Source organism: Streptomyces sp. SM10, from assembly GCF_002910915.1.
Lineage (GTDB): Bacteria > Actinomycetota > Actinomycetes > Streptomycetales > Streptomycetaceae > Streptomyces.
In genome coordinates, this window is sequence record NZ_NEUF01000153.1 from 26,116 (window position 1) to 45,858 (window position 19,743).

Sequence of the window (19,743 nt, forward strand, 5' to 3'; positions counted from 1 at the left end):
TGCCCGACGTCGGTAGCCCCACCACCGGACGTGTGCGCCGATTTCCTCCCCAACGCCCCGCTTTACCTACCGCCCATATGGTCGAAAGATCGGGCTGAGTCACCGATCAGGCGAATGGCCCGATGATTCACCTCTGCCCCACCACTGACCCACTTTGACCCTATCGAAGATCAGCCCTTGACCTTCCTGCGAATGCCTTGTGTACGCCAAGTCACTCAGCTATGGTTACGCCGCCCAAGAAGATCACCCCAAGGAGGCCGCAATGATTGACATTGAAGAGATCGAGGTTGTCGCCGAAGCTCTCACCTGCGGTGACTACATCCGCTAAAGGGCGTGGGATGCGCCGGACAAAACCGGCGCATCCACGTTTTCCATTCCTTCGGAACAATGAAGGAATGCCCGAACGGCGCCATGGCGGAAAGGGGCGGATTCCGTGAACGGATCGGCCGGTACGGCAGACATTCGCGTCGGCGGGGCTTTTACGCCCGGGCTGTTGAATCCCGATGTCGGCCGCAGGATTTCCCTGCACGGCGAGAATCCTTACGTCGAATTCGGATTTCCCGAGTGGCGACGCTGGGAATCACTCGATGATGCACCCGCCATTCCTGACTTCTCCTTGCACCTGAGCCGAACCGCGATCTGCGAGAGTCATTCCCGGCAGGACGCCTTCGTGGGCCATCTCCTCGACGAGGCCGCCGCCCGGACGACCGCCCCCGTGTCGGTCGGAGTGCACGTCACCGGTGACCGGGCCGTCGGCGGCGGCTCCTTCGGACTGCACTCGCATTTCACCGGGACCGAGGAGGAGGAGAGCCGCGCCGTCCGTTTCCTGACCCGCCTCGGACGCGAATCCGGACTCCCGGTCTGGATCGAGAATGCGAACTGCTATTCCGCGGGCGCCCGCGGAATCCTCGACACCTGGCGCTGTGTCTCACGCATATGCGAAGCCACCGGTACCGGGCTCATCGTCGATCTGGCCCACTTGTACATCGACGCGGTCAACTGCCGCGTACCGGAAGAACTCCTGCTGGGCGCGGTGCCCTGGAGCGAGGTCGCCGAAGTGCATCTCTCCGGTGTCCGTACGGGCCGGGACGGCACCCTGCACGACGGCCACTCGGAAGCGGTCCACGAAGGCGTCTGGGCCCTGCTGGACACCGTGGTGGACCAGCGGCTGCTGCCCGAGGGGCGCCCGGTGCAGATCGTGGTGGAGCACGCCGACGCCCGCTGGACCGACCAGCAGGACCTGTACTACGCCGACTTCGCGAGGGCCGCCGCCGTCGCCGCGAGCGCCTCGGCGCCGGGAAGCGGTACCGGCGGCCCCCACGACTACGGCGCCGAGCACTGCCGGGGCTATCTGCGTCAGTTGTGTCGCACCTGGATCCCCAAGCTCCCCGAGGCGAGCGAGCAGCGCGGGCTGCCCTACGCCGTCATGTTCGACGAGTGGGTCGCCGACGTACGGGCCCGGGGCAAGCGCATCGTGCTCAGCCTCGAGGAGGTCCCCGTGTCCGAGCGGGACGGCGTGGTGGTGGCCAAGTACGACCTGCTCGGCTTCGCGAAGGAGAGACTCGCCGCATGCTGATCGGCGTCAACGTCACCTCGCCGGAGACCCTCGAACTGGCCTGTTCCCTCAAGGACTCGGGCCACATCGACTTCGTCGAGGTCCTGGTGGACGGCTTCGCCCACATCGATCCCGCCGCGTTCCGGGAGGTCATCGGCGACCTTCCGGTGGGCTGCCACATCATGCTGTCGCGCTTCCTCGACCCCGAGCCGGAGCGCCTGGACTTCTACGCCGGACTGGTCGCGCGCTGGCAGCGCGCATGCGGCTTCCTCTACGTGAGCGACCACATCGCACACTTCGTCCACCGCGGCCGGCCGCTGCCGACCTCGCACGAGGCCGACTACGGCGACTGGGAGCCGGTGATTGCCCGCGCGCGGGAGTGGCGCGAGCGACTGGGCTGCCCGCTGGCGCTGGAGAACTTCCCCTCGAAGGCCCCCGGGATCCGGCCGCAGGCCGAGGCGTACGCCGAACTGGTCGAGCGGTCGGGGTGCGAGGTGCTGCTGGACCTCTCCAACGCCGTCGTTGCAGAGCTGAACACGGGCGAGCCCGCGGACGCGTGGCCGACCCTGCCCGGTGTCGGGGGGCGGTACCACCTGGCGGGATACCGGGAGTCGCCTGTGGACCCGTCGCTGATCATAGACAGCCACGACGTGGAACTGAGCGCCCGCACCCTGGACCTCCTCGCCCGCGCGGCGTCGACGGCCCGGTCGGACGCCACACTGGTGGTCGAACGGGACGCCAACCACGTGCCGGACGAATGGAGAGCGGACATTGAGCGAGCGCGTGCGGCCGTCAGCGCTGCTGGACGCCTACCTCAGCCCCGCGGCGCGTGACGCGCTGCCGGTGGGTGGCCGGGCCCGCCTGATCGCCCAGGAGGCTCTGCGCATCCGGTGGCACCAGCTCTTCGACCGCGTCCCCGCGCTCACGGCGCGCCTGGGCGACACCGTGAGGGTGTACGACGACTTCCTGGAGTGGGCCGACGCCGGGGACAGGGTGCTGGACTGGCGGATGCACCTGCACTTCCTCGATCGCCTCACGGAACGCGGGGTGCCGCTGAACGAGGCCGACCACACCGAGCTGCTCGCCGCAACGGCCGCGCGGTGGTTCGCCGCCTCCGGGTACAGCGAGCGCGGGCTGGCGCTGACCAGCGAGCTGCTCGCTTCCAAGGTCGTCGTCGGCGTCAAGGGCGCGGGCCCGCTGGACCGGGCTCGGGTCAAGCTGGCACGCGTTCCCGGGCTCGAAGCGGAGCAGGGGGTGCGCTGGTGCCTGTCGTCCTGCGGCGACTTCGGGGAGTTCGTGTGGCGGACGGAGTGAACGCCCCCGGCATCCCGCTCGACCGCCGCCTGCTGTCCCTGATGGGGCCGATCATGCTCGCGTCGGTCATGGGCCAGACGATCGCGCAGACCGACCTGTGGGTCGTCAGCCGGCTCGGCGAGGACGCCGTCGCCGCTGCGGCACTGCCGGCGCGGCTGCTACTGGTGGACTCGCTCACCGCGATGGCCATGGGCCCCGTAGTGGGGCTGCTCGTCGCGGGCGCCGCCACCGCCCGGGCCCGCCGCCGCGCGGTACAGGGCGGCCTGGCCGGCGCAACGCTGCTGGGCGCCGTGATCGGCGCGCTCGGGCTGGTGCTGATGCCTTGGGTGGCCGACGTCCTGATCGCCTCGCCCGCCGTCCGGGACCACGCAGGAGCCGCGCTGTTCTGGCTGCTGGTCGCCACGCCGTTCCGACTGGCGCAGTTCGTGGGCGCCATGGTGCTCTTCGCGCTGCGGCGCGGACGTCCGCTGCTACGGCTGTACGCGGCCGCCGTGGTGCTGAATGCGCTGCTGGACGTCTGGTTCGTGCACGGCCTCGGGCTCGGGTTCGCGGGCGTGTACGCGTCCACTTGCACCATCGCGGTCCTGGAGTGGATGGTCACGGTATGGCTGCTGCGGGACCATCTGGCGGTGCGCACCCGGGCGGCCGAGATCCTGCGATGGCTGCGTCAGGCCGCCCGGAACATGGCAACGGAGTGGGTGAACGCCCTGTCCCGCTTCGGCTTCGAACTCTTCCTGGTCGCCCTGCTGGCCGCACGGGCCGCATGGTCCGGACAGCTCGCGGGCTTCTCCGCCGGGCTGGTACTGGTGGCCGCGATGCTGCTTCCAGTGGGTGCTCTGGCCAACGCCACAGGGATGGTCGCGGCCGCGGGCGAAGCGTCCGCGCGGGAGTGGGCGGTGCTGCGCCGCCGGTCTGCCCTGGTGTCCTCGACTGTCACCTCGGTCCTGCTCGTCGCGGCCCTCGGCCCCGGCGCCTGGCTGTACGGCCTCCGGGGCGAGGCGGCGCACTGGCTGGGGGCGCTGATCGCCTGCCAGGCGGTGGCACTGCCGTTCCGCATGCTCGCGGCCATCTCCGAGGGCCGGCACAAGGCCGCCGGCCGGTTCGGCACCGTCCTGCGCGGCCGCCTCATCCAGGAGTTCGCCCTGGCTCTGCCACTGTTCGTCGTGGGTCTCCTGGTGGACAGCGCCGTCCTGGCGTGCAGCGGTGTGGCACTCGGCTGCGCGGTCAACGAGCGGCTGCTCCACCGCTCGCTGAGAGAGCGGAAACCGCCCGTGCAGGAGCCGGATGCCACACCGGTCGTCTCCACCTGACCCCCGGCCGCGGCCGCCCGGCACCCCAGCACGCGGGCCACGTGCGGCATCGTACCCATGGCACAGCCATATCTGCCGACGCCCGAAGCCGGGGTCGCCACACTCCGCGCGGCGAGGCCTTCCCCTGGGTCGACTGGTTCCACCTCCAACGCCTCCACACTGCGAACGGCGACCCCACGCACATGACCAACTGCTCAGGGCAAGCGGCGGCACCACCCGCCCGTCGATCGCCGCTCGAGGTCCCCGTCGCCCTCCGTCACCGCTCTCCCGCGAGGTCGACCTCTTCCCGGTGCGCCGGTGCCGTGTCCATCACCTCGGAAAGCTGCCACGGGCGCGTGATCGGGTGGGCCACCGCCCGCCACCAGGGCTCGGTGGGGACGTCGCCGGAGGGCTCGAAGGGCTCACCGGGCCGAGGAAGGGCCACCGTCTGGCCCGCCTCGTCGGCGACGTCCTTCATCCACTCCCCGGGCTCCGACCACGGGTGCGGGGCGAGGTTGAAGGTGCCCCAGTGGATGGGCAGCAGCGCGCCGTGCGGCCTGCCGCCCTGGAGGTCCAGGTGCGCCCGCAGGCCCTCGGCCGGTGTCATGTGGATGTCCGGCCAGTACTCCGAATAGGCACCGACCTGGATCATCGTCGCGTCGAAGGGACCGTGCTCGGCCCCGATGTCCTGGAAGCCGGAGAAGTAGCCGGTGTCCCCGCTGTGGTAGACGCGGTGCTCCGGGCCCGCGACGACCCACGACGCCCAGAGCGTGTGCTGCTGGTTGCGCAGCCCCCGCCCGCAGAAGTGGCGCGCGGGGGTGGCGGTCAGGCCGACGCCTGCGACCTGCACGGTCTCGTTCCAGTCGAGCTCGTGGATCCGGTCCACGGGCACGCCCCACCGCTCGAGGTGGGCGCCGACACCGAGCGGCACCGCGAAGACCGTGTCCGTGCCCGCCAGGGCCTTGATGGTGGGCAGGTCGAGGTGGTCGTAGTGGTCGTGGGAGATCACGATGGCGTCGACGGGCCCGAGCGAGGCCAGCGGCAGCGGCGCGGGGTGCAGCCGCTTGGGGCCGGCGAAGGCGAAGGGGGAGCAGCGCTCGCCCCAGACCGGGTCGAAGAGCACCCGGCGGCCGTCGATCTCGGTGAGAACGCTGGAGTGTCCCAGCCAGGTCACCCGGAGGCCCGTCGCAGGCGGCGTGGCCAGGTCGGCCAGGGTCGTGGCGTGGACGGGCACGGTGCCGACCGGGGACCGGCGGACCCGCTCCTCCTTGTGGAAGTAGACCTTGGCGAATTCGAGCATGGAGCCGGACGGTCTGGTCCGCGCCCCTTCCGGGTTCTGGAACACTCCGTCGGCGAAATTGGGTGAGCGGCGGATCCGCTCCATCCGGGCCCCTGCCGGGTCCGCCCCGAAGGCGTCCGGGCGCAACGAGCGCAGTCGGGTACGGAGCGAGGGCTGGTGGTCGGCGCCGGTCACAACATCTCCTGGGGGAGTCGGTGTCGTCTCATTATGGTCGGGAGGTACGGCGGGGCGAGAGCTCGGCGGTGAACGGAGCACGGTCCCGCACTTCCCCGGACCCGAGTGGCGGGCGGTGCCGCTTCAGGCACGGGGCTGGCCGTAGACGTGGCCGACGCGCAGCGTGAGGACGACCCTGCCGTCCTGGACCATCACCCGGCGGTATTCGTCCCAGTCGGGGTGCTCGCCCTTGACGTCCCGGTAGAGAGTGACCAACTGCTCCACCACCGCGTCGTGCGGGTCCGCGGCAGGCGGGGTGAGCTCGGCTGTGACGTCGGCGGCGGTCCAGGCCCAGCGGTCGTCGCTGGTCACGTGGTAGACGGCGCGCGGGTCCCGGCGGAGGTTGCGGGTCTTGGCCCGGCCCTCGGTGACGGACACACGGAGCACCCCTTCGTCGGGGTAGTACGCGTGGTTCACGTTGGACAGCTGGGGCGTGCCGTCTCGTTTGAGGGTGACCAGCACACCGCCGTCGTACTCACCGAGGAGTCGGAGCAGCGCCTCACGCCCCGGTTCGAAGTCAGTCATGCCGAATCCAACGTCCGTACCCCCCGCAGGATTCCGCATCTGGCGTACGGACGCGTCACATCGGGGCGGACCGCGCGCGTTGACAGCTGTCGCCACACCTCCTGATACTGACTCGCTGTTCAGTAAATCTCTCCAGGTGATCCGCAGGAGCCGCCCTATGACGTCCCCCTTCCCCGCCCCGCTCATCTCCCTGACCTGGACGGACCATGTCACCGGCGCCGAGGGGTACCTCGTCGTCGACCGACTGGTGCGTGGTGTGTCGAGCGGTGGTCTGCGGATGAGGAAGGGGTGCACCCTCGCGGAGGTCGCGGGCCTGGCGAGGGGCATGACGATGAAGGAGGCCCTGCACTTCGACGCCGAGGACACACAGGCGCGCTACATCCCGCTGGGCGGAGCCAAGGGAGGCATCGACTGCGACCCTCGCGATCCGGCCGCGTACGGGGTGCTCGTCCGCTTCCTGCGGGCGGTTCGACCGTACGTGGAGAGCGTCTGGACGACCGGGGAGGATCTCGGGCTCAGCCAGGACCTCGTCGACCGGGCAGCCGCGGAGGCCGGACTCGTCTCCACGGTCCAGGCGGTCTTCCCCCTGCTGGACGACGAGGAGGGGGCTCGGCGGCGACTGGCGGACGCCTTCGCCGTCACGGTGGACGGGCTCGGGCTGGACGAGCTGGTCGGTGGCTGCGGTGTCGCGGAATCCGTACTCGCCGCTCTGGACCGGGCGGGTGTGGCGCACGCCGGCACCCGGGTGTCCCTGCAGGGGTTCGGCACCATGGGCGGGGCGACGGCACGCTTCCTCTCCCGGGCCGGGCTGGCCGTCGTCGCCATCGCCGACGTGAAGGGAACGATCGCCGATCCGTCCGGCCTGGACGTCGAGGCGTTGCTGGCCGCGCGGGACGCCCATGGGGCGGTGGACCGCGGGGCCCTGCGGAAGGGCGAGGAGGAGCTGCCGGCGGACGCCTGGCTGGCGGCGGACGCGGAGGTGCTGGTCCCGGCCGCCGTGTCGTACGCCGTGGACGCCGTGAACCAGGCTTCGGTGAGGGCCCGTTGGGTGGTGGAAGCGGCGAACATGCCGGTGCTTCCCGAAGCGGAGACGCTGCTCGCCGCCCGGGGCATCACGGTGCTGCCCGACGTGGTGGTCAACTCCGGTACGAACGCCTGGTGGTGGTGGACGTTGTTCGGGGACGTCGAGGCCGATGCCGAGGAGGCCTTCGGTCATACCCGCCGGGCGATGCGTGCCCTCGTCGGCCAGGTCCTGGACCGGGCGGCGGCCGACGGATGCACGCCACGGGCGGCCGCGCACGCGCTCGCCGCGGACCGGCTTCCGGTGATGGCGGAGCGGTTCGGCTGGTACCGGTAGGGCACCGGGGCCGGATGCCCGGGCAGGCGCGTTGGTTAGGGTGACCGCGTGACGAGAGTACGGCTGAGCGTGGCGGAGCGACGTGAGGAACTCCTGCGCGCTGCCGTCGAACAGATCGAGGTCCGGGGTGTGTCCTCCGTCCGGATCGCCGACGTGGCCGCTGTTCTCGGGGTGAGCAACGCACTGGTGCTGTACCACTTCTCGTCCAAGGAGAAATTGGTGTCCGCCGCCTTCGCCTACGCCGCGGAGGCCGATCTCGCCCATCTGCGCAAGCTGCTCACCCGCCGCACCAGCGCGGTCCGCCGACTCCGGGCCGCCGTCCGCTGGTACGCGCCGACCGGCCGCGCCAAGGGCTGGCGGCTGTGGATCGAGGGCTGGGCCTCCTCGCTGCGCGATCCGGTGTTGCGCGAGGTGGCCGGCGATCTCGACCAGCAGTGGAAGGCGGAGCTGGCCGAGGTCATCGAGGAGGGGGCCGCGGCCGGTGAGTTCCACTGCGAGGACCCGATGTCCGTCGCCTGGCGGCTGACCGCCCTGCTGGACGGGCTGGCCGTCCAGATGACGTCCTACGCGGGTCCGCTGTCCCGGGCCACCATGCTGCAGTGGACCGAAGAGGCGCTCGCCCGCGAACTCGGCATCGACCACGGGGCACTGACCGCCTGAGCGTGCTGGTCGCGGCGGGCCCGCGAGGGCCGTTCGCGGGGCGGCCCCGGAGGCCGCCGGCCGCCCGGTCAGGTCTGGCGCACCGGGGCGTAGACGTCCCCGTCGAGCCCGAAGGTCCAGGCGACGCCTCCCTTCGCGGTCCGGGTCCTGGGCGGCACCCTCAGCCAGTAGGTGCGGTGCGTCCCGTCCGGCTCGGGGGTGGAGTTGACGACCTCGACCATCACGACGTCCTCGTCCCCCTCCATCGCGATGCGCCAGAGGATGCCGGTCTCGTCCCGGTGCACCGGCTCCGCGCCCGATTCGGCCAGGTAGCGGTCGTAGCCGTAGTACTCGAGCATCACACGGCGCAGCTCCGCATTCTCCTCGGCCCGTATCCGCTCCGGAGTCAGGCTCGCCAGGCCGTCCAGGAAGGCGGCGGGCACGGGCATGCCGCGCCACGCGTGCAGGGCGAATCCGTCCGGGTAGGCGAGGGCCGGGCCGTCCGCCCGGTCGAGCCGTCCTGCCTCGTCTCGGTGGAGCGCCTCGGGCCGTTCGCAGATCACCACGGCGTGCTCGTAGGGCCACCACCAGCCGGCGTTCCTGGCGACCTCCGCCAGCCCGGTCAGCCGGTCGCCGCGTCCGTCGAAGGCCGAGAGCCAGGCCGCGTCGTGCTGGCCGAGGACCGCGTCGAGCAGGACGAGCCGGACGCCGGACTCGTCCTCGGGCCGCGGGGCCAGCTCCGCGACGACTCCCGTCCGTATCCGGTCGGCCAGTGCTGCCGTGGTCTCCCACAGCTGGGCCCCGGTGGCGGACCACAGGGCGGACCAGCCGGCCGGGCCCAGATCGTCGTAGACCCTGCGGCGTTCCTCCGCCCAGGGGCGGGTACGGACCTCCTCGCGCACGGAGCGGCCCGCGCCGGACAACTTCTCCACGACGCCGACGGCCGCCCGGGGCGAGTCCACCCAGATGACGCGCTCCGGCTCCGCGAGCCCCGCGGACCGGTAGGCGTGCCGCACCCCGTCCTCGGCCGCTCCCCGGTCGGCCCCGCCCGTCGCCGCCGCAACGGCCCGCCACGCGTTCACGTACTGCATCGGTATTCCCCGTCCCCTGTTCCTGATTCCTGACCGCTCATCACCGGACCGCCCCCGGCACCCGCCGCTCACCGCGGACGGCTCAGTCCGCGACGATCCGGACCGCTCCCGGGGTGTACTCGCGCTGGCGCACCACACGGAACCATCCCTTCGGCAGAGCGATCGCGGCGTGTTCCTCGTGCACCACACGCCCACCCTCCGGGAGATGGAGCAGCATCGGACCGAACGGCCCCGCCTCCCTCATCAGGCGGCCCGGCCCCCGCACCGCGTGGGCGTGACCCGTGACCTCGCCCAGCGCCAGGACCAGCCTCCCCCGGCCGTCGCGCAGTTCACCGGGTGCGTCGAGGAGGCGCGCGGGCACCTCCGACTCCTCCAGCGCCACCATCAGTACGTCGCCCTGCCGGTACACAGACGCCTCCCCTCCGTCCCGGCACCCGTCGTGCCGGCCTCGAGGAAAACGCTACGAGAGGGGTCTGACAGTCATGCCTGGCTCCGCGTGCGCCGGCCGACCCGGAACCGCCGCCGGCGCGGGCGGAGCCGCGGCGGCACCGGTCCGGTCGCACGGTTGTATCAATGTCAGTGGCGCCTGATAGACCTTGCGGACATCAGTCGTCCTCATTCTCAGGAGCTCGGTGCCATGTCCGACGCGGACCGTCTGCACGAGTGGCTCGGCCTTCAGGCCGTCGATTTCCAGCGCGGGGCCGAGGGGCCGGCCCGTCCCGCGGCCGACGCCGCCGCGTGGCGCATCAGCGTCGACCCCTACGGTTCGGATGAGGCGGACGTCAGTTGGGAGGAGGAGTTCGACGCCTTCCTCGCAGCCGTCGATCCGTCACGCGTCAAGGCCCTGATCATCGGGCAGTGGGGCGAATCGTACGAGGAGAAGTCCTCCTATCCCATCGGTCTCGTCGTCGCCGCGGCCGACCGGCTGACCTCCCTCAGGGCCGTCTTCGTCGGGGACCTGATAGCGGAGGAGGCCGAGATCTCGTGGATCGAGCAGTCGGACGTCACCGCGCTCCTCACCGCTTTCCCCGCGCTCACCCACCTCGGTGTACGCGGCGGCACGGAGCTGGAGTTCCCGCCCATCAGGCACGAGGCCCTGCGTGAACTCACCATCGAGAGCGGCGGTCTCCCGGCGGAGGCGGTGCGCGGCGTGCTCGACAGTGAGCTGCCCGCGCTGGAGCGACTGGACCTCTGGCTCGGCGTGTCCGCGTACGGGGGTGACGTCGTCCTCCCTGATCTGGCGCCGCTGCTGGCCGGCACCCGTTTCCCCCGGCTGCACCATCTGGGCCTGCGCAACAGCGAGTTGCAGAACGAGATAGCTGTCGCCCTCGGCTCGGCGCCGGTCCTCGCGCAGCTGCGCACCCTCGACCTGTCGAACGGCACGCTAAGCGACGAGGGTGCAGCCGCCCTGCTCGAAGGGCAGCCCCTCACGCATCTCGTCTCGCTCGACCTCCACCACCACTTCCTGACCGAGCCGATGGAACGCCGTGTCTCCGAGGCCCTGGAGCCGCACGGTGTGTCGGTCGATCTGTCCGGGCGCTGCGAGCCGTGGGACAACCGCGGTGCCGAAGGGCGTTACACCGCGGTGGCGGAGTGAGGACACGATGACCGACATCTCCCACCCCGAGACCTTTCACGACCTGCCGGTCTACACGCTCCCCCTGCCCCGCCCGGCCGGGACACGAGCGCTCCCTCCGGCCGACTCCGTGGCATGGCGACTGGACTGCCAGTACGAGCTGACGTTCGAAGAGATCTGGCAGGACTTCCTCGCCGAGGTCGACGCCGCCCGCGTCCGCGCGCTGCTGATCGGCCCGTGGTGGAAGGGGGAGTACGTCTCCCTGGGCCCGGTCGTCGACTCGATCGTCTCCGACGCAGACCGCTTCCCTTCCCTGCGCGCGCTGTTCCTCGCCGATGTGGAGAGCGAGCAGTGCGAGTTGTCCTGGCTGGAGATGTGCGACATCACTCCGGTGCTGGAAGCGCTCCCTCTCCTGGAGGAGCTGGGTGTGCGCGGATGCGGTGACCCGGTGGCCGGGCAGGAGCATCTCCGACTGCGGCCGGTCCGGCACGAAGCCCTGAGGTCGCTGCGGTTCGAGTCGGGCGGGCTGCCGGGGCATGTCGTGCGCGCGGTGGCAGCGTCCGGACTTCCCGCCCTCGAACATCTGGAGCTCTGGTTCGGCTCGGCCTGGTACGGCGGCGACGCCACGGTCGCGGATCTGTCACCCGTGCTCTCCGGTGCCGCTTTCCCGGGCCTGCGCCGTCTGGGACTGCAGAACAGCGAGATCCAGGACGAGATCGCCACCGCGGTCGCTTCGGCACCGGTGGTCGCACGGCTCGACTCGTTGTCCCTGGCCATGGGAACGCTCAGCGACGCCGGAGCGCAAGCGCTCCTCGACGGACAGCCACTCACGCATCTCTCCTCTCTGGACCTGCACCACCACTACCTCTCGGAGCCGTTCGTCTCCCGGATCGGTGATCTGTGCGCCCGGGCCGGCGTCCGGGTCGATCTCACCAGGGTGGACGACCGGGAGCTGGAGGAAGACACGCGCTATGTCGCTGTCAGCGAGTAGCCCGCCGCCGCGTCTCGCTGTGGTCGGCATTCCCTCCAACCGCAGGGTCGGGCTCTTCCAGGACGCGGTGCGTGCCGCCGGGCTGCCCGCCGCGCGCACGGTGTCCTGGCTGGAGGTCCTGCGAGGGGAGGCGGCCTTCCTTCCCGGGGAGACCGTGCGTGTCGACTCGCCCGGTGAGGACGCCGAGGTGGACCACCTGCTCCGTGGCGCCGGCGATCCGACGAGGGTGGAGGGATCGGGCCGATGGTACGCGCGCTTCACGTCGGCCGTCCGGGAGGTGGCGCGGGCTGCCGAGGCTGTCGGCGCGGTGCTGCTGGACGGTCCCCGGGACATCGCGGTGATGTTCGACAAGCGGCTCTGCCACGGTGTGCTGGACGCCGCAGGGGTGCCGGTTCCGGACTCCCCCACCTCGGGGCCCGACGCGGCACCGGTGCGGGGGTGGTCCGACGTGCGGGCGCTGATGGCGGACCACCGCATGCCGAGGGTCTTCCTGAAGCCCGCGCACGGCTCCTCCGCGTCCGGGGTGATCGCCCTGGAGACGGCCGGCCCGGCCAGGATCCGGGCGTCCACATCCGTGGAACGGGACGTGAAGGGACGGCTGTTCAACTCGCTGCGGGTATGCCGCCTCACGACGGAGGGAGAGGTGGCCGCCCTCGTCGACGCACTCGCCCCGGACGGACTCCACATCGAGCGCTGGCTGCCCAAGGCGTCCCAGCGGGGACGGGCCGCCGACCTCCGGGTCGTGGTCGTCGGGGGCCGGGCGACCCACGCCGTCGTGCGGACCAGCAGGTCCCCGATGACCAATCTGCATCTGGGCGGGGCGCGCGGTGATCTGGACGGGGTGCGGGCGGCCGTCGAGGCGGCGGGCGGCAGTTGGAGGGCCGCTCTGGCCGTGTGCGAGCGGGCCGCGGCCTGTTTTCCGGACACGCTGAGCGTGGGGGTCGACCTGCTGCCCTCGACGGGCTGGCGGCGCTTCGCCGTCGGCGAGGTGAACGCCTTCGGGGACCTGCTGCCACGTCTGACCGGGCTTCCGGGGAGCGGGGCGGAGGGTCTGGACACCTACGGCGCGCAGATCGCCGCCGTCCTGGCCCGGCCCCCGCACGGCGGCCGGGCCGCCGGGGACCGCCGGGGTCCCGGCTCCACGGACAACGACCACGCGAGGAACGACCGTGCCATCGACACCCTCTGATCCCCCGTCCTGCGACACGCGGCCGGGGAACCCCGACATGAACGCGATCGTCGGGAGCCACGACCTCCTGCTCGTCACCCTGGACACCCTGCGGTTCGACGTGGCCGAGGAACTGGCCGCTGCGGGGCGCCTCCCGAATCTCGTCCGTCACCTGCCCGGGGGCGTCTGGGAGAAGAGGCACGCACCGGGAAGCTTCACCTACGCCTCCCACCAGGCGATCTTCGCGGGCTTCCTGCCGACGCCCGCGGTACCCGGCCCTCACCCGCGGCTGTTCGCCGCGCGCTTCGCGGGGAGCGAGTCGACCGCGGACGGCACGTTCGTCCACGACACACCCGACATCCTGTCCGGTCTCGCCGCCGTGGGCTACCGGACGGTGTGTGTCGGCGGCGTGGGCTTCTTCAACCGCCGCCCGCCACTGGGTTCCGTCCTGCCCGGCATGTTCCAGGAGAGCCACTGGGAGCCGGAGTTCGGAGTCGCGTCTCCGACATCCTTCGAGTCGCAGGTCTCTCGCGCCGAGCAGGTGGTCCGGGAGCTCCCTGCGGACCGGCCGCTGTTCCTCTTCGTCAATGTGTCGGCCCTGCACCAGCCGAACTGGTTCCATCATCCCGGTGCCACCGCCGAGGCGGGCGACTCCAGGGCCACCCACGCCGCGGCCCTGGAGTACGTGGACCGGCACATCGGACGCCTCTTCGCGGCCGCGAGCAGCCGCCGCAGGTGTTTCGCCATCGTCTGCTCCGATCACGGCACGGCCTACGGCGACGACGGCTACACGGGTCACCGGCTCGGCCACGAAGCCGTATGGACCGTGCCCTACGCCCAATTCTTCCTCGAACAGGGGGCACCCCTATGACCGGCAGCACCGACAGCAACGACACCGGTCCGTACCGCAGCTACGTCTACGCCTACCCGCACAAGACCGCCTACCGGCCCCTCGGCGAGCACCCCTCCGGGCGTCCGTTGCTGAGCGACCTCTGGGCGGCCGAGCCGAAGGACGCCCTCTCCCTCTACCTCCACATACCCTTCTGCGAGGTCCGCTGCGGCTTCTGCAACCTCTTCACCCGCATCGGCGCCCCCGACGAACTGACCACGCGATACCTCGACGCCCTCGACCGGCAGGCCACGGCCGTCCGCGATGCGCTGGGCGACGACGGACCGGTGCGCTTCGCGGCCGCCGCCTTCGGTGGCGGTACTCCGACCTTCCTCACCGCCGGCGAGCTGGAGCGCCTCTGCGACATCGCCGAGAAGAGGATGGGCGCCGGCCTGGGAGCGGTGCCCCTGTCGGTCGAGACCTCGCCGTCGACGGCGACGGCGGACCGGCTGAACGTGCTGGCCGACCGGGGCACCACCCGGATCAGCATCGGTGTGCAGAGCTTCGTGGACGCCGAGGCCCGCGCCGCGGTCCGCCCGCAGCACCGCTCCGAGGTGGAGGCGGCGCTCGGGCGGATACGCGACGCCCGCATCCCGGTCCTCAACATCGACCTGATCTACGGCATCGAGGGCCAGACCGGGAAGAGCTGGCGCACCTCCCTGGACGCCGCCCTGGCCTGGCGCCCGGAGGAGCTGTATCTCTACCCGCTCTACGTGCGCCCGCTGACCGGCCTCGGGCGGCTCGGCGGCGCGGCCGGGGGCCCGGACACCGCCTGGGACGAACAGCGGCTGCGGCTGTACCGCACCGGCCGCGACCATCTGCTGGCCCACGGCTACGAGCAGGTGTCGATGCGGATGTTCCGCCGCGCGGACGCCCCTCGCACGGGCCCCGACGACCACGCCTGCCAGACCGACGGGATGATCGGGCTCGGCTGCGGCGCCCGCTCCTACACCTCGTCGCTCCACTACTCCTTCGACTACGCGGTGGAGATGCGGGAGGTCCGGGGCATCATCGACGGCTTCACCTCCACCGAGGACTTCTCCCGTGCCGAGGTCGGCCGGTACGTCGACGAGGGCGAGGCGCGCCGCCGCCACCTCCTGCAGTCGCTCCTCCAAGCCGACGGCCTCCGTCCCTCCGAGTACCGGGGGCGGTTCGGTACCCATCCGCACGAGGACTTCCCCGAGGAGCTGGAGCGCTTCTCGGCGCGGGGCTGGCTGGACGGTTCGGCGGGAGGGGGCCTGCTGCGCCTCTCCCCCGAGGGCCTGGCCCACTCCGACGCGCTGGGCCCGGAGCTGTTCTCCCCTGCGGTGCGGGCAGCGATGGCCGCCTACGAAGCCAAGTGAGAGGGCGCTCCCCATGGACCTGACGATTCTCTACCGGGGCCCACTGGCCTCGTGCGATTACGACTGTCCCTACTGTCCCTTCGCCAAGCGGCGGGACAGCGTCGACCAGCTCCGCTCCGACCGTGCGGCCCTGGAACGGTTCACCGCGTGGGCCGCCGCGCAGACCGGGGACCGGCTGTCGGTGCTGTTCACACCCTGGGGCGAGGGCCTGGTGCGTTCCTGGTACCGGAGGGCGCTGGTCGGGCTCTCGAAGCTTCCGCACATCGATCGGGTCGCCGTCCAGACCAACCTGAGCGGCCGTACCGGCTGGCTGGAGGAGGCGCGACGCGACAAGGTCGCCCTGTGGTGCACGTACCACCCGGGCCAGACGCCGTACGAACGGTTCCTCGGCCGGTGCCGGGAGCTGACGGCCCTGGGGGTGCGTCACAGCGTCGGGGTCGTCGGCCTGGACGAACACCTGGAGGAAGCCCGCCGGCTGCGGTCGGCACTGCCGCCCGAGGTGTACCTCTGGATCAACGCCGCCGAGGGGCACACGTACACGGACGAACAGGCTGACCGGTGGACGGAGCTGGACCCGCTGTTCCCCTACAGCCGGCACCCTCACCGCTCGGCCGGGCTCCCCTGCCGGACGGGCAGGTCGGTGATCTCGGTGGACGGTGACGGGACGGTGCGCCGCTGTCACTTCGTCCGCGCCGAGCTGGGCAATCTGTACGACGGCAGCTATCGGAGCGCGCTCGGTCCGCGCGGTTGCCCGCTCGGCGTGTGCGACTGCCACATCGGCTATGTGCACCTGGAGACACTGCCGTTGTACGACGTGTTCGCGGGCGGGGTGCTGGAGCGGATACCCGCCCGTCCGACGCGGACACCCGCCCCGGACGGGCTCGTGTTCCCGGATCCGGCCCGGCGCCCGCTCCCCGTCGTCAGCCGCTGACGACGGGAGCGGCCGACGTGCCGTCGGTGACCGGAGTCAGAGCGGCAGGAGGTCGGGGCGCTTGGCCGCGACGTGGTCCCCGGAGGACTCACCACGCAGTCGTCGCCCGATCCACGGGACCAGGTACTCGCGCGCCCACTGGATGTCGTCGCGTCGCACCTCGAAGGCCCCTCGGTGTGCCTGCGGAGGCCACACCTGGTCGGGGTCGGCCGGCACCTCGAGACCGAGGACCTGGGCGGCGCGCAGCGCGACCCGGGTGTGCCCCTCGGGCGAGAGGTGCAGCCGGTCGTTGTCCCAGGCCCGCCGGTCCTGCACGGACCGCAGCGACCACAGGTCCAGCACCGGGCAGTCGTAGCGGTCGGCGATGGACCGGACGTGCGCGGTGTACATGGCGATCTTGCCCCGCAGATGCCTGAGCACCGGGATGCTGCGGGTGTCGAAGCCGGTGGTGACCATGACGGTGCCGACCGTCTGCGTCAGCTCGGCGACCGCACGCTCGAAGCGTTCCGCCACGTCGTCCGGGTCCGAACCGGGGCGGAGGATGTCGTTGCCGCCGGCGCAGAAGCTCACCAGATCAGGTGCCAGCTCCTTGGCCCGGGGGACCTGTTCCTCGACTATCTGGTCGAGGAGGCGTCCGCGTACGGCGAGATTGGCGTACCGGAAGCTCCCGTGGGGGCCGTCCGCGCGGCCGGCCACAGCCAGGGGCGCGGGGAGCTGGTCCGCGAGGAGGACCGCGAACCGGTCCGCCCAGCCGACGAGCGACCCGTCGGGGCCGGGGTCGCCGACGCCCTCGGTGAAGCTGTCGCCGATCGCCGCGTACGACCCGATGATGCCTCGTCTTTTGTTTCTCGAATCGTCTGCCACAAGGGCCTATCCTGCACCTTCGATTGTGACCTACGCGACCGTAATAAGGGGTTGACGGGTGGTGAGATAGACCACCCGGTCAGTTTTTGGTAAAGCAGGAATAAGGAGAGGGGCGGTGCGCCGTGGCGCACCGCCCCTCTCCCCGGCCTTCAGGTGTCGTGCCTCAGATGGAGACACCGTGCGAACGCAGGTAGGCGATCGGGTCGACGTCCGAGCCGTAGCTCGGGCCGGTCCGGACCTCGAAGTGGAGGTGCGGGCCGGTGGAGTTGCCGGTGGAACCGGAGAGGCCGATCTGCTGTCCGCCGGTCACGGTCTGGCCGGCCGAGACCTCGAGCGAGGACAGGTGCGCGTACTGGGAGTACATGCCGTCGCTGTGCTGGATGACGATCTCGTTGCCGTACGCGCCACCCGAGCCGGCGGAGACCACGGTGCCCGGACCGATGGACCGGACGCTGGTGCCGGAGGCGGCCTGGAAGTCCGAACCGGTGTGGTAGCCGCTGGACCAGCTGGCACCGGAAGCGCGGTACTGGGTGGTGACGTTGGGGTTCTCGACCGGAGCGGCGTAGCCGGAGCTGTTGCTCTCCGGGGCACCGGAGTCGGCGGTCTTCGCGGCCGTCTCCTCGGCCGGAGCGGCCGTCTTCTCCGCGGGGGCGGAGGTCTTGGCCTCTGGAGCGGCCTTCGAGGGCGCGGCCTCGGCGGAACCGGACGCCTTGGCGCCGAGCGTGAGCTTCATGCCCGGGTGGATCAGGGCCGGGTTCTCGCCGACGACGTCCCGGTTCTCCTGGTAGAGCTCCTGCCAGCCGCCCTTGACCTTCTTGTCGGCCGCGATCTTGGCCAGGTAGTCCCCGGCGACCACGGAGTAGGTCTTCGGGGAGCCCTTGGCGGCCGACGCGGGCGCACTGTGGGGGGCGGCGGGCTTGGCGGCCGGTGCGGCCTGCTCGGCCGCGTGGGCGCCGGTGGCGCCGATCAGCGGGAGCGCGAGAACGGCGCCACCGGCACCCGCGGCAAGGACGCCTCGGGAGATCGGGCCGGTCTTCGTACGACGGTGCTTGCCTTTTGCGGGCATGGGGGATTTCCTCTCCGGCGCCTGCGAGGTGAGCTGTCGGGTGCGGACTGGAGATGCCCGGCCGCGCAGTGCGCGACTTGACCCCGAGCCGTACCGGATCTCTCCGGACGGCGGCCTACCTGGTTCCCCCGCTCCTGCCACACGTGGGTCGGTGCGGATTCCGGGCGGCGGCAGGATTAGGCGTTCCGTCCGGATTGACCGTGACCGTAAGCGAGGCGGGACGCCGGGAACAAGCCATGGATTGCGGACCGGAATCCGCGCTTCATTTCCGATGCGGAATTCCCGTCACACTCCGTGGATCAGGGATCTTGGCTTTCCGCGCGGCGTCAGGAATACCCGTCGGGATTTCCGCCACGCACCGTCACGGATATGATCCCGCTCACCCGCCTCATCTCATCTCCCGTACAAGCGGGGCATGTTCTGCTAAATGCGCCAATACGGACATGTCGCAGCCATCATCGCCGCGGGCGGGCCGAGACCGCGGCGGCCGAGACGGTTGCCCGATGCAGCCATGTCGTATCGTCGCGGGCGTGCACCCGTCGGCGAGCGGCGCCGACGCCAGACACCCCAGGAGCCCTTGTGACGCAGCTGCCAGAGGTCCCGCCGGCCGGCCCCGAGCCGACGGACGTCGACCTGACCGGTGTCCGCAACTTCCGTGATGTCGGCGGACTTCCGACCGCGGACGGCCGCACCGTGCGCTACGGGCGCCTCTACCGCAGCGGACATCTCGCCCACGCCACCGAGGCCGACGCCGCCTTCCTCGCCGGGCTCGGCCTGCATACGATCTTCGACTTCCGCAACGCGGCCGACCACAAGCTCGACGGTCTCGACGTGGAGCTGCCCGGCGTCCGGAATGTGAGCATTCCGCTCTCCGACCCGGCCGACGGCGCGGAGTTCTGGCGCCTGGTGCGCGACGGGAACATCCAGCAGCTGCGGTCGATCCTGGCCGACGGCAAAGGCACCGACCGCATGGTCGCCTCGTACCGGTCGATCATCAAGGACCGCACCGCGGAGCACAGCCGCGTGCTGCACGCACTGGCGGAGGACAGCGTGCCTGCCCTGATGCACTGCGCGGCGGGCAAGGACAGGGCCGGCCTGTCGGTCGCGATCTCCCTCCTCGCCGTCGGAGTCGAGAAGGAGGCCATCGAGGCCGACTACCTCAAGTCGAACGACGCGCACCGCCGCTACAAGGTGCAGCGCAGCGACTCCTCGCCGGCGGGGATGTCCGACGAGGTGATGGAGCTGCTCAACCCCCTCTTCGGCGCCCACGCCGACTACCTGGACGCAGCGTTCGCCACGATCGAGGAGATCTGGGGCGGCACGGACCGCTACTTCCTCGAAGGTCTCAAGATCACCCCCGAGACGCGCGAGAAGCTGCGGGAGCGCCTCGTCGAGGGTGCGTGACGACAGGGTTCAGCCTTCCCCCGCCACCGTGACGCCGAGCGTCAGCCCTTGCCCGCCACCGTGAAGAGAAGGAAGAGGAAGGCCGCGACGACGTGTCCGGCCACCAGGTAGGCGAAGAGCCGGATCACGACGCCGCGGGGCATCCGCCTCTCCTGTGTGTCCACGCTCTTCGTCCTGCGGGGGGTCAGTGGATCGTAGTGCTCCGAATCGGACATGGCAGTCCTCTCT

General features: G+C 71.1%; 20 protein-coding genes and 1 riboswitch. Of the genes, 13 read left to right on the forward strand and 7 right to left on the reverse strand.

Going from position 1 to position 19,743, the window contains the following annotated elements:
- The first annotated feature begins 670 nt into the window (after positions 1–670).
- The 4 genes from B9S57_RS24155 to B9S57_RS24170 are packed head-to-tail and all read left to right on the forward strand — an operon-like array spanning position 671 to position 4,179.
- Complete coding sequence (locus tag B9S57_RS24155; protein ID WP_181011449.1) at positions 671–1,576, forward strand: DUF692 family multinuclear iron-containing protein; 906 nt, start codon at positions 671–673, stop codon at positions 1,574–1,576.
- Positions 1,570–2,388: a DUF692 family multinuclear iron-containing protein gene (locus B9S57_RS24160; protein ID WP_103517704.1), complete on the forward strand. Its 819-nt coding sequence runs from the start codon at positions 1,570–1,572 to the stop codon at positions 2,386–2,388. The genes B9S57_RS24155 and B9S57_RS24160 overlap by 7 nt, the downstream gene beginning before the upstream one ends.
- Positions 2,339–2,869 carry a hypothetical protein gene (locus B9S57_RS24165; RefSeq protein ID WP_103517705.1) on the forward strand — a complete coding sequence of 177 codons (531 nt, stop codon included), beginning with the start codon at positions 2,339–2,341 and terminating at the stop codon, positions 2,867–2,869. The genes B9S57_RS24160 and B9S57_RS24165 overlap by 50 nt, the downstream gene beginning before the upstream one ends.
- Positions 2,854–4,179, forward strand: coding sequence for an MATE family efflux transporter (locus B9S57_RS24170; RefSeq protein ID WP_103517706.1), 1,326 nt, complete (start codon positions 2,854–2,856; stop codon positions 4,177–4,179). The genes B9S57_RS24165 and B9S57_RS24170 overlap by 16 nt, the downstream gene beginning before the upstream one ends.
- A gap of 256 nt (positions 4,180–4,435) precedes the next feature.
- Here B9S57_RS24170 and B9S57_RS24175 read toward each other — a convergent pair whose 3' ends face one another.
- Positions 4,436–5,632, reverse strand: a complete 1,197-nt coding sequence (locus B9S57_RS24175) for an MBL fold metallo-hydrolase (protein WP_103517707.1) — start codon at positions 5,630–5,632, stop codon at positions 4,436–4,438.
- A gap of 123 nt (positions 5,633–5,755) precedes the next feature.
- Positions 5,756–6,196 carry a PPOX class F420-dependent oxidoreductase gene (locus B9S57_RS24180; protein ID WP_103517708.1) on the reverse strand — a complete coding sequence of 147 codons (441 nt, stop codon included), beginning with the start codon at positions 6,194–6,196 and terminating at the stop codon, positions 5,756–5,758.
- A gap of 157 nt (positions 6,197–6,353) precedes the next feature.
- Here B9S57_RS24180 and B9S57_RS24185 point away from each other — a divergent pair, with 157 nt between their 5' ends.
- Together B9S57_RS24185 and B9S57_RS24190 are read left to right on the forward strand one after the other, a co-directional pair.
- Positions 6,354–7,553 (forward strand): Glu/Leu/Phe/Val dehydrogenase dimerization domain-containing protein, encoded by a 1,200-nt coding sequence (locus tag B9S57_RS24185; RefSeq protein ID WP_103517709.1) that lies wholly within the window; start codon positions 6,354–6,356, stop codon positions 7,551–7,553.
- Positions 7,554–7,622: 69 nt separating this feature from the next.
- Complete coding sequence (locus B9S57_RS24190; RefSeq protein WP_103517710.1) at positions 7,623–8,213, forward strand: TetR/AcrR family transcriptional regulator; 591 nt, start codon at positions 7,623–7,625, stop codon at positions 8,211–8,213.
- A 68-nt stretch (positions 8,214–8,281) separates the two neighbouring features.
- On the opposite strand, the gene B9S57_RS24195 is transcribed toward B9S57_RS24190, so the two are convergent.
- Both B9S57_RS24195 and B9S57_RS24200 read right to left on the reverse strand, forming a co-directional pair.
- Positions 8,282–9,283, reverse strand: coding sequence for a DUF6745 domain-containing protein (locus tag B9S57_RS24195; protein ID WP_103517711.1), 1,002 nt, complete (start codon positions 9,281–9,283; stop codon positions 8,282–8,284).
- 82 nt (positions 9,284–9,365) lie between these two features.
- Positions 9,366–9,692 carry a hypothetical protein gene (locus B9S57_RS24200; RefSeq protein WP_103517712.1) on the reverse strand — a complete coding sequence of 109 codons (327 nt, stop codon included), beginning with the start codon at positions 9,690–9,692 and terminating at the stop codon, positions 9,366–9,368.
- Between the two features lie 228 nt (positions 9,693–9,920).
- On the opposite strand from B9S57_RS24200, the gene B9S57_RS24205 reads away from it, so the two are divergent.
- The 6 genes from B9S57_RS24205 to B9S57_RS24230 are packed head-to-tail and all read left to right on the forward strand — an operon-like array spanning position 9,921 to position 16,181.
- Positions 9,921–10,880, forward strand: coding sequence for an STM4015 family protein (locus tag B9S57_RS24205; protein WP_103517713.1), 960 nt, complete (start codon positions 9,921–9,923; stop codon positions 10,878–10,880).
- A gap of 7 nt (positions 10,881–10,887) precedes the next feature.
- Positions 10,888–11,850, forward strand: coding sequence for an STM4015 family protein (locus B9S57_RS24210; RefSeq protein WP_103517714.1), 963 nt, complete (start codon positions 10,888–10,890; stop codon positions 11,848–11,850).
- Positions 11,831–13,039, forward strand: a complete 1,209-nt coding sequence (locus B9S57_RS24215; protein ID WP_103517715.1) for an STM4014 family protein — start codon at positions 11,831–11,833, stop codon at positions 13,037–13,039. Before B9S57_RS24210 ends, B9S57_RS24215 begins: the two co-directional genes overlap by 20 nt.
- A gap of 37 nt (positions 13,040–13,076) precedes the next feature.
- A complete protein-coding gene (locus tag B9S57_RS24220; RefSeq protein ID WP_103517716.1) occupies positions 13,077–13,889 on the forward strand; it encodes an STM4013/SEN3800 family hydrolase in 813 nt (270 codons plus the stop codon).
- Positions 13,886–15,250: an STM4012 family radical SAM protein gene (locus B9S57_RS24225; RefSeq protein ID WP_103517717.1), complete on the forward strand. Its 1,365-nt coding sequence runs from the start codon at positions 13,886–13,888 to the stop codon at positions 15,248–15,250. Before B9S57_RS24220 ends, B9S57_RS24225 begins: the two co-directional genes overlap by 4 nt.
- Positions 15,251–15,263: 13 nt before the next feature.
- Complete coding sequence (locus B9S57_RS24230) at positions 15,264–16,181, forward strand: STM4011 family radical SAM protein (protein ID WP_103517718.1); 918 nt, start codon at positions 15,264–15,266, stop codon at positions 16,179–16,181.
- Between the two features lie 36 nt (positions 16,182–16,217).
- Here the strand turns inward: B9S57_RS24230 and B9S57_RS24235 are convergent, their stop codons facing one another.
- Both B9S57_RS24235 and B9S57_RS24240 read right to left on the reverse strand, forming a co-directional pair.
- Positions 16,218–17,045: an SGNH/GDSL hydrolase family protein gene (locus B9S57_RS24235; RefSeq protein WP_103517719.1), complete on the reverse strand. Its 828-nt coding sequence runs from the start codon at positions 17,043–17,045 to the stop codon at positions 16,218–16,220.
- Positions 17,046–17,208: 163 nt separating this feature from the next.
- Positions 17,209–18,111, reverse strand: a complete 903-nt coding sequence (locus B9S57_RS24240) for a LysM peptidoglycan-binding domain-containing M23 family metallopeptidase (protein ID WP_103517720.1) — start codon at positions 18,109–18,111, stop codon at positions 17,209–17,211.
- Between the two features lie 5 nt (positions 18,112–18,116).
- Positions 18,117–18,275: riboswitch (cyclic di-AMP (ydaO/yuaA leader) on the reverse strand.
- A gap of 415 nt (positions 18,276–18,690) precedes the next feature.
- On the opposite strand from B9S57_RS24240, the gene B9S57_RS24245 reads away from it, so the two are divergent.
- On the forward strand, positions 18,691–19,515 hold the full coding sequence (locus tag B9S57_RS24245; RefSeq protein ID WP_103517721.1) for a tyrosine-protein phosphatase: 825 nt from the start codon (positions 18,691–18,693) through the stop codon (positions 19,513–19,515).
- Positions 19,516–19,556: 41 nt separating this feature from the next.
- Here B9S57_RS24245 and B9S57_RS34595 read toward each other — a convergent pair whose 3' ends face one another.
- Complete coding sequence (locus tag B9S57_RS34595) at positions 19,557–19,730, reverse strand: DUF6126 family protein (protein WP_181011450.1); 174 nt, start codon at positions 19,728–19,730, stop codon at positions 19,557–19,559.
- Positions 19,731–19,743 lie beyond the last annotated feature (13 nt).